The following is an 8,208-nucleotide window of genomic DNA, read 5'->3' on the forward strand; positions in this document are numbered from 1 at the left end:
CCCATGATGTGAATGAGGAGCAAACCCTGGAGAATACCAATCAATCTCAAGTTGAGGCGCATATCTCCATTGAGGATGTGGCTGAACTCGTGGGCAATCACCCCTTGGAGTTCGTCGCGATCGAGCTGTTCGAGGCATCCTCGCGTCACCCCAACCACCGCATCGTTGGGGGTAAACCCCGCAGCAAAAGCATTGATTCCCCGTTCGCGATCGAGGATGTAAACGGCAGGAATTGGTATCCCAGAGGCGATCGACATTTCCTCGACGATGTTGAGCAATTGCCGTTCTCGATCGTTGGCGGAAGCAGTGTTCATCAACTTTCCGCCCAAGTCTTCGGCGATCGCCTTGCCGCCCGCCCGTAATTGGATTAATTTGTAGACACTTCCCGAACCGATCGAGAGCACAGTTCCTGCCGCAACGATCGCGAACAGTTCGGGTTGCCAAGTGAGTTTTTCGTTTAGCGCCCAGACGATCGCCCCATACAAAAGCACGATCGTTGCCAGAATCGCTAGCAAAAACAAACCAATCAGATAAAGGGTATTCTGTCTGGCTCGATCTTGATGTTCGAAGAAATTCATAGGTGATTAGAAAGAAATGCGGGGAACTTCTTTGACTTCTGGAGAAGATTCTTCGAGGAGTTGTGCTTCAGAAAAATTAAATGTACTCGCCACTAAATTACTGGGGAAGACTTCTCGTTTTGTGTTGTAAAGGGTAACAGCATCGTTGAAAGATTGTCGCGCAAACGCGATCCGATTTTCTGTCGATCGCAACTCTTCCATAAGCTGTCCCATAGAGCGATCGGCTTTTAAATCCGGGTAGGACTATTAGTGGATAAGTATTCCGCTACGGGCACTCAAAATCGGGCAAAAAAAAGCTAGATAAATGAAAGTTGCAACTTTTATTCAGAATTCCACACGACCAGAATATTGGCTTGGTGAAATCGCACGTTGAAAGAATATCGGAAAATGATTTTAAGTGGCTCGTTTAATTTTAAACAATCTAAAATCGAATTTTTCTAAATTGTTATATTTTTTAAATTAAAATATTACGAATACGATAAATATGAAATATATAAAATTAGAGAAAGTTGAAATCAGAAGACAACAACTCAACAAACAATCGTATCAGTCTGCCGCCAGCCAAAAACCCCGATACAGCTTACAACCTTAACCTCGCTCTCGCAAAGACTCCTGGAATTTTGGCTTTGTGCGAGTATCTATAGCCGATCGCTGAATGCTCAGAGTCTGCCTCCCATTTCGATCGAGCGTTCTTCAGTTAAAGGTCGATCGAAATCCTTAATGTCGCCGCCGCGATCGCTCGAACCAAAAAATTGCCAATTCTCCTGCCACGATCGCCGTCACAGATACAATACCCGGCAGCACGAACCACATCAACATTAACCCGCCACCGAGGGAATTACCGCTCAGTTTCTCGAAACCCACGACGGCAAGTAGGACACCGACAATAGTTCCCACAACTGCACCGGCAATCGATCGCAAAATAACGCTCGCATTTCGCCTCCGGAGTGCTGCCGGAATGCCTAGGGCTAAACCGATCGTACTACCGAGCAATATCACCCCTAAGCTTCCCTTCGTTGTCCCAGCCCCCAACTCTAACCTAGGATTTGAGTGCCCAGCAGAAAACCCCACGGAGAAACGGCAATTTTAGAGTCCGAGGTAAACAGCTAAACGGCGCGATCGCGCTTTGTGCGATCTCTTTTTCTCGCAGCTGTGACGCGATCGCCTCATTCGAGTTAACTCTGTGATGCCGTCCCGACGAGTTCCTCAGTACCACTGAGCTTGCTTGCATTCGCCAGCACCACATCAGCCGCCTGGTTTCCCGAAATCGTCGCCCCTTCCATACTATCGATATAGTCCTGCTGGGTGTAACTTCCCGCCAGGAAGAAATTGGCTACGGGGGTTTGCTGGGGAGGACGGTAGGGGTCCATACCCGGTGCTTCGCGATATAGCGACTGCGCCAACTTCACGACACTGTACCAAGTCATATTCAGATTGCGGGCGGAAGGGAAGAGTTCCCGCACTTGTTCGAGGACGTGATGGGCGATCGCTTCGTTGCTTTGTTTGATGAACGGCTCGCCGGGGGTGAGAACCAGTTGCATCAGCGAACCTTCCCCTTCTTTGTAATAGTCTCCGGGACTGGTGAGGGCTAAATCCGCAAAGCAGGAGAAGTCGGCATCCGCTGTATACAGCAGGTTATCGAGACCGGCGGCGTGCTGCAATTGCTGGCGTTTCTCCTCGTCTTGGAGTTCCGTCACCCAGCCGTCGAAGCGCAGTTGCACCGTGGCAACCGGAACCGCTTCGAGTTTATAAATATTGTCAAACTCGGGCCACTTGCGCCATTCTTGCGGTAACACCTTCTGGATTCCCGGCACGTCGCAGGCGAAGATATAGGCATCCGCCTCGATGGTTTCTTCGGTTTCCCCCTGTGCTACCACAATCCCGTTGACGCGGGTTTCACCAGCCGTCTCGCCAAACAAAACTTCCCGCACTCTGCGCCGAGTATGGATTTGAGTGCCCCGTTCTTCAAGATATTTAACTAAGGGGTCGTGAAGGTAGGTGTGAGGGGAACCTTCGAGCATCCGCAGAACTGAGGCTTCGGTTTTAGCGGCGAAAAGCTGAAAAATGGTGAGCATACACCGCGCCGAGATGTTTTCCGTATCGATAAATCCCAGGGCGTAGGCGATCGGATTCCACATTCGCTTCAGGCTGCCGTTGTTGCCACCGTGGGAACGGAACCAGTCGGCAAAGCTGATGCGATCGAGGTCGCGAATGGTTTTCATCGCTCCGTCGAAGTCTATCAAACCGCGAACGATCGGGCTAGTGCCCAGGGCGATCGAATTTTGCAGTTTATCTTGGGTCGTCAGTTGAGTGGAGGTGAAAAAGGCTTTCAATCCGTGAAATGGTGCGCCGATGGGGAAGCGAAAATCGAGTTCTCCGATTCGTCCGCCTTCGTTAATAAAAGTATGAGTGTGTTCTTTTAGGCGCAGGTTTTGCACGGCCCCGATTTTTTCCATCAAGGCAAACAAGTTGTAGTAGCATCCGAAGAAAACATGCAACCCCATCTCGACATGGTTGCCGTCTGCGTCTACCCAACTGCCGACTTTGCCACCCACGAAAGGCCGGGACTCGAATATTTCCACCTGGTGTCCGGCATCGACTAGTTTCACTGCCGCCGCCATTCCCGCTAGTCCCGCGCCTACAATTGCAACTCGCATTTCAAATTTTTCCGATGGATTTGTTTACGTATTTTAATATTTTCTGGCGATCGTCTTTACAGAAAATTCGATCGGCGATCGGAGGTAATGGGTCGCCCTGAAACTCTTTTCCCCATTCCCCGATCGAGCGCTCTTACCGATCGAGAAACCGGGTTTCTCAATTAGTTGAAAAACCCGGCTTCTCAATAGAAAGGATATAAAAATGATTGCGTTTCGAGAAAAAGTTGGTTGAAAATTGCCGCTTACAGGTTGGTAAACCATTCGATGAGTCCCTGTCCGGTAAGCAATTCAAATGCGATCGCCGAAACAAATCCGATCATCGCCAAACGACCGTTGAGCTTTTCGGCGTAGGGGGTAAAGCCAGTGCGATTCTCTTCGTCAACGTAAACGGTGGGTTCGATGGCAAAGTTGTTCATTTTGCCTTGGTCGTCAATGATGCTTCCTTTAACTGATTGCATTGGGGTCTCCGTTTTTTGTTTTTAACCTTATGTAACTATTTGTAACAAAAATTTACAATCTTGTCAACCCGCCGTCAGAAAACTCGATCGGATGAGGAATATATTAGATTCTTGAGTATAATTATCAATAATTCACCGAGCCGCTCGCGAAACGCCTGATGGTTAAAATTCAATAAAACCATTGCCTTTTAGGGGTTTAGAGCCAGCTCGACTTCAAGTGTGCCGTGGGGAAAATCGGAAAACTTTTTATCTAACCCACCACTTGTCCTCCTTACTCTCCTCCTGTCCTCCTACGTTTTTGCCAACGGTCAACTGTTATGGGTAAAGCCAAATACCAACTCGAATCCGACTTCAGCCTCCAGGGGCAAATTGTCAACATCGTCCGCAAAGACAATTTCACCCCCAAGCGAGTCCAGCTTTCGACCGAGGACGGACAGTTCTTCATTAAATTGGCAAAACCCCTGCGCGCCACCGTCCCCTTCCTCGCGCCAGGAGACTGGGTGTCGATTGCCGGGACGAGAAAGATTAAAAAAGGTCGCAACGAGTTTAAAGCCGAAGAGCTAACACCGCTTTCGGCCGGTGGTGAGTTATCGTCTCGGAAGGTTTCGCCGCTGCCGGTTGGCAAGGAAAAGAAAATTTTGACCCAGGGGAAGATTCTCGTCTGTCAAAAGTCCGACTGCTGCAAGCGAGGCGGTAAAGCCGTCTATCAAGCCCTGGAAAAGGCGATCGACGATCGAGGATTGAGCGATCGGGTAGATATCAAAAAAACCGGCTGTCTCAAACATTGCAAAGCCGGCCCGAACCTCGTCTTCATGCCCAGCAAAACCCGTCACAGCCGCATTCGTCCCGCAGAGGTGTCCGAACTGGTGGATAAACACTTTCTGGCGACGGCCAACCGCTAACCGGCGACGATCGCCCGACACTACAATCTCGACCGAGATCGAAGCGCAACAAACATAAGACTTTCACTTTGCCTCGACATGCAGGCTGGCGTGCGTCTAAAATCGATCGCGAGTTTGCCATTGATTGATTGGCAATATCTGATGGAAAGACACAACCGCTTAGGATTGTGTATAGTAAGTACTTCGCGCATGATGTGCGCTTATTTAGTCGCGATCGTGCGTTCCGCTACGCTTTAGCGCGTGCTTGAATGAGTCAAATCTTGAAACAGTCAGAACTCCCTCGAGTTGGGTAGGCAGGTCGGTAACGAACTTGACATACTCCCCCGACTGAAGTAAGGGGGATTCTGAAGCTAGGCAAACAAACTGAGTTGATGCGCTACTTCATGGCTTGACGTTTCGACAGGCATTGCGACCGTTGTCGTCTTACGCGCCCTCCGCGTCCGTTTAGAGTCGTGGACATATCCTGCCCCGACTATTTCTATATTCTTGGCGGCGTTCTCATCCCTGTGGTGCTTAGCACCACAGCTTACGCAGAGGATGGAGCGCACTGATAGATCGAGTTTGCCCCACTTAAAACCACAATCAGAGCAAACCTGAGAAGTCGGCTCCCATCGGTTGATGACGTTTACCGTCCGGTTGATATGCCCAGCGGCTTTGCTCTCTAGCATGGTGCGAAACTCACGCCATCCCTGTTGCGAGATCGCCCGAGCCAGTTTGCGATTCTTCACCATGCCCGACACGTTCAAGTTTTCGAGGCTAACCGTTTGGTTTTCGCAAATTAGCTTCGTACTTGTTTTGTGCAGGAAATCTTTGCGGGTGTTGCGAATCCTCAAATGCAACTTAGCAATCTTCATCCGGGTGGCTTTACGGCGCTTGGAGCCTTTTTGCTGCCGCGCCATTCGCTTTGACGCGCGTCTAATCTTTCGGTCTAACCGACTGTAACTGGGGGCATTAATCGGGCCGCCTACACTGGGGAAAGCAAAGGTTTTGATACCCAGATCGATACCAATAGACTCGCGAATCGGCTCAACACTTTTGGGTTCGATCTCGACGACGAAGCTGGCATGATACTGACCGGCTGTGTTTTTGACAATGGTTACAGAACTAGGCGTTTTCGGTAGCTCGCGCGACCAACGCACCTTGAATCCACCCATTTTGGCTAAAAACAGCTTGTTTCCCTTGAGCGAGAAACCGCCCTTACGAAACCGTGCTGATTGCTTGCCGCAACGACTTTTGAATCGGGGGAACCGAGCTTTACCGTTACCTTTGAGTGCCGCAAACCAGTTCTTAAAAGCTACGCCCAAATCGGCGACGGATTGTTGCAATGGAATATTGCTAACTTGGGTCAACCACTCCCTGGCTTTTGTCTTCTTGGCTTGCGTAATCACGAGCTTTTGCAGTTCGTTATTACTAGGCCATACCACAGGTGTTGCCTTTACGACAGCCAGTGCGTCGTTATAGACCACCCGAACACATCCAAATACCCGAGCAAGTTTGCTTTGCTGCAAAGGATTGGGATAGATACGGTATGTATAACGTGCTTTCATACGATTATCGTACAGTCTTGTCTGCACGAAAAACCATGAGCAAAAGACTAAATTTACGGATTTCGGATGAGCATCTAAAGATATTAGAAGACTACTGCCTACGAACCGGCGCGACCAAAACTGGAGCAATTATGATGCTGATAAAAAGGCTGAAAAAAGAACCCAGAGCGGACTAAAAGTCCGAGGCTTGTGACCCACCCCAACTTGGTCAACGTTCGATCCCCACAAGCAAGATCGCTGACCCGAAAACTTCTCGAGTTCTCTTCCCTGGCTTCCCCAGAGCGCCTGGCGAGGAATTGTAAGCATTTGACCGAACTCGATATTACCCCACGCTCGAGGGCAACTCAAGGGTTTGGGCGTATTGAGTGGTACCGAAGCATTAATGGTAAGCTGTTAGGCATTTCAACGACACGATCGAAATTTGGGTGCAGAGTGCATCGTCGATCGTTATTTCTTCCAAAAAACGTTCTAAAAACCCCAGTAAAACTCACAATGTTATTGGGAAATCCGGATTTTTCCCCGATAATCTGGATACAGATCTGACTTTTGGTATATGGCGATACTTAGACTCATGAGATCTCGTACTCTATCAAGATTGATATGAGAGATAAGTTCGGGTGGGAAGACGGGGGACGATCGTCCTGCAAAATGAATGGGACAGATCGCTAGCGATCTGGTTGAGAGAATCGGGATCGATCGGGAAATGTCATTGGGTGCACCTCACAACGTGCGAGAAAAGCGAGAACGATTCTTCTGATTCAAAACGTTAACTCTATTAACAATGCTCGACTTAAATGTAGCCTGGCTTCTCGGTTGCGCCGGATTGGTATTCATGATGCAACCCGGTTTCATGTGTCTCGAATCCGGATTGACCCGATCGAAAAATAATATTAACGTTGCCGTCAAAAACCTCGCCGATGTGGGGATCTCCATCGTCCTCTTTTGGAGTTTCGGCTACGCCCTCTTGTTCGGCGCATCTGTTGGGGGGTGGGTGGGGGCAAAAGACTTTTTTCTCGAACTCGCCCACGATCCCCAACTCAGTGCCTTTTTCTTCTTCCAGGCGATGTTCTGCGGCACTTGCACCACCATCGTCTCTGGGGCTGTTGCCGAACGGTTGCGCTTCCAAGGATACCTGATTTTAGCCCTGCTCATTTCCGGTTTGGTTTACCCCATTTTCGGCCATTGGGCGTGGAACGGCGTTGCCACCGGAACCCTATCGGGCTGGTTGGGGAGACTGGGGTTTGCCGACTTTGCCGGGTCTACCGTCGTTCACAGCGTTGGGGGCTGGGTTTCCCTGGCAGCACTGCTAATTATCGGGCCGCGAACCGGTCGCTTTACCACCGACGGGCGATCGCAGAAAATCCACGGCTCGAATTTATCCTTTTCCGTCCTCGGGGCGATGCTGCTTTGGTTGGGATGGCTGGGCTTTAATGGCGGCAGTACTTTTGCCCTCAACGACCAAGTCCCGAGAATTTTGGTGCAGACCTTTTTAGCCGGGGCAATGGGAATGCTGACGGCTGGGGCATTGGGTTGGTACCAGCGCAAACTGCCAGAAGTAGAAGTCCTCATCAACGGCTCGATCGCCGGTTTGGTGTCAATTACCGCCGGATGCAACGCTGTCAGTACCCCCCAAGCGGCCCTGATTGGGGGGATGGGCGGGGCGATAATGCTTCTGGGAACCTACTGGATCGATCGCTTTCACATCGACGATGGGGTCGATGCGATCGCCCTGCACGGTATTGCTGGGGCTTGGGGCAGTTTGGCAGTGGGTTTGTTTGGGGATTTGGAGATCCTCGGGACGGGGTTGAGTCGTCACGCTCAAATTGCGGTACAACTGTTTGGCATTGGCGTGGGATTTCTCTGGGCGTTCGGGATCACCTACTTGCTGCTGCGAGTTATCGATCGCTTCTGGCCCCTGCGCGTCTCCCTCGAAGAAGAAGAAATTGGCTTAAACATTTCCGAACACCGAGCGAAAACGGAAGTCTACCAATTGTTTCAGGTGATGGACGAACAGGCGCGCACTCAAGATTTCAGCCTGCGGGTTCCCGAAGAACCAGTTACCGCTG

At 50.3% G+C, this 8,208-nt stretch carries 7 protein-coding genes and 1 pseudogene; 2 read left to right on the plus strand and 6 right to left on the minus strand.

Going from position 1 to position 8,208, the window contains the following annotated elements; translation table 11 throughout:
• From IQ235_RS12310 to IQ235_RS12330, 5 genes and pseudogenes are all read right to left on the minus strand, one after another.
• Positions 1–578 (minus strand): M48 family metalloprotease (locus IQ235_RS12310; protein ID WP_264321755.1); only part of this gene is annotated, 578 nt, incomplete at its 3' end.
• 6 nt (positions 579–584) lie between these two features.
• Positions 585–809 (minus strand): annotated as a pseudogene (locus IQ235_RS12315) (LemA family protein); the annotation flags it as partial.
• A gap of 486 nt (positions 810–1,295) precedes the next feature.
• Entirely contained in the window at positions 1,296–1,577 is a 282-nt protein-coding gene (locus tag IQ235_RS12320) for a hypothetical protein (protein ID WP_264321756.1), read from the minus strand.
• A 176-nt stretch (positions 1,578–1,753) separates the two neighbouring features.
• Positions 1,754–3,235 carry a 9,9'-di-cis-zeta-carotene desaturase gene (gene zds / locus IQ235_RS12325; RefSeq protein WP_264321757.1) on the minus strand — a complete coding sequence of 494 codons (1,482 nt, stop codon included), beginning with the start codon at positions 3,233–3,235 and terminating at the stop codon, positions 1,754–1,756.
• Positions 3,236–3,477: 242 nt separating this feature from the next.
• A complete protein-coding gene (locus IQ235_RS12330) occupies positions 3,478–3,693 on the minus strand; it encodes a CAB/ELIP/HLIP family chlorophyll-binding protein (protein WP_264321758.1) in 216 nt (71 codons plus the stop codon).
• 317 nt (positions 3,694–4,010) lie between these two features.
• On the opposite strand from IQ235_RS12330, the gene IQ235_RS12335 reads away from it, so the two are divergent.
• Positions 4,011–4,595 carry a (2Fe-2S) ferredoxin domain-containing protein gene (locus tag IQ235_RS12335; RefSeq protein ID WP_264321759.1) on the plus strand — a complete coding sequence of 195 codons (585 nt, stop codon included), beginning with the start codon at positions 4,011–4,013 and terminating at the stop codon, positions 4,593–4,595.
• Between the two features lie 350 nt (positions 4,596–4,945).
• On the opposite strand, the gene IQ235_RS12340 is transcribed toward IQ235_RS12335, so the two are convergent.
• A complete protein-coding gene (locus tag IQ235_RS12340) occupies positions 4,946–6,142 on the minus strand; it encodes an RNA-guided endonuclease InsQ/TnpB family protein (RefSeq protein WP_264321760.1) in 1,197 nt (398 codons plus the stop codon).
• 781 nt (positions 6,143–6,923) lie between these two features.
• Here IQ235_RS12340 and IQ235_RS12345 point away from each other — a divergent pair.
• A partial coding sequence (locus IQ235_RS12345) for an ammonium transporter (protein ID WP_264321761.1) occupies positions 6,924–8,208 on the plus strand: 1,285 nt, incomplete at its 3' end.

This window comes from Zarconia navalis LEGE 11467 (assembly GCF_015207075.1).
In the GTDB taxonomy this organism is placed as follows: Bacteria; Cyanobacteriota; Cyanobacteriia; order Cyanobacteriales; family Geitlerinemataceae; genus Zarconia; species Zarconia navalis.

Coding starts and splice junctions, on each gene's coding strand:
- zds (WP_264321757.1), bottom strand. CDS start 3,235: ATGCGAGTTGCAATTGTAGGCGCGGGACTAGCGGGAATGGCGGCGGCA.
- IQ235_RS12330 (WP_264321758.1), bottom strand. CDS start 3,693: ATGCAATCAGTTAAAGGAAGCATCATTGACGACCAAGGCAAAATGAAC.
- IQ235_RS12335 (WP_264321759.1), top strand. CDS start 4,011: ATGGGTAAAGCCAAATACCAACTCGAATCCGACTTCAGCCTCCAGGGG.
- IQ235_RS12340 (WP_264321760.1), bottom strand. CDS start 6,142: ATGAAAGCACGTTATACATACCGTATCTATCCCAATCCTTTGCAGCAA.